The sequence below is a fragment of the Kistimonas ophiarachnellae genome (assembly GCF_057552235.1).
Genome location: NZ_BAAJPA010000059.1, coordinates 1 through 769, shown reverse-complemented (window position 1 = coordinate 769; position 769 = coordinate 1). Strand labels below are relative to the sequence as shown.

The window sequence follows — 769 nt, the reverse complement described above, 5'->3', positions numbered from 1 at the left end:
GGATGCACCGTCTTCTTCGGCACTGGCAGTGACAGCCCCGGCTACCGGTCGGTCGTTGGTACCGGTCACGGTGATGGTGGCCGTTGATTCTGACGTGACGCCTTCGTCATCGGACATCACGTAGCGAACGACCACTGTCGTACTTTCACCACTGGCCAGGTAATCAAAGTCACTGCCGGGGACAAACTGCAGTTTATTGCCGTCAATGCTGACAGTGCCCTGGCCCGATACTGTATTGCCGTTAGTATCTACAGTCCTCACGCTGTCGAGAGTGAAGTTGGCCGGATTATCGTTGTGATCCGTGTCCGTGTCGTCGGCCAGTACGTCAATCGTCAGGGTTTCGTTTTCATGGCCCGTGGCGGTATCAGCGGTCGCCACCGGTGCGTCGTTGGTACCGGTCACCGTAATGGTCGCTGTTGACTCAGAGGTAGCCCCTTCGTCATCGGACATCACATAGCGGACAGTGACAGTAGCCGTGTCACCTCTGGCCAGGCTGTCGAAATCCGTGCCCGGCACAAACTGCAGCTGGTTGTTGACGATGCTGACCGTGCCCTGACCCGTGACGGGATTCCCGTCACCATCGACGATCTCCACGCTATCCAGACTGAAGTTGGCGGGGTTGTCGTTGTGATCCAGGTCCGTGTCGTCGGCCAGTACGTCAATGGTCAGGGTTTCATTCTCATGGCCTGTGGCGGTGTTGGCTGTCGCCACCGGCGCATCGTTAGTGCCGGTCACCGTAATGGTGGCTGTTGACTCAGAGGTAGCCCCT

1 protein-coding gene is annotated in these 769 nt (G+C 58.1%); it reads right to left on the bottom strand.

Features of this window, described 5'->3' with window-relative positions; translation table 11 throughout:
• A partial coding sequence (locus tag AC27K1_RS21615) for an Ig-like domain-containing protein (RefSeq protein ID WP_487152867.1) occupies positions 1 to 769 on the bottom strand: 769 nt, incomplete at both ends.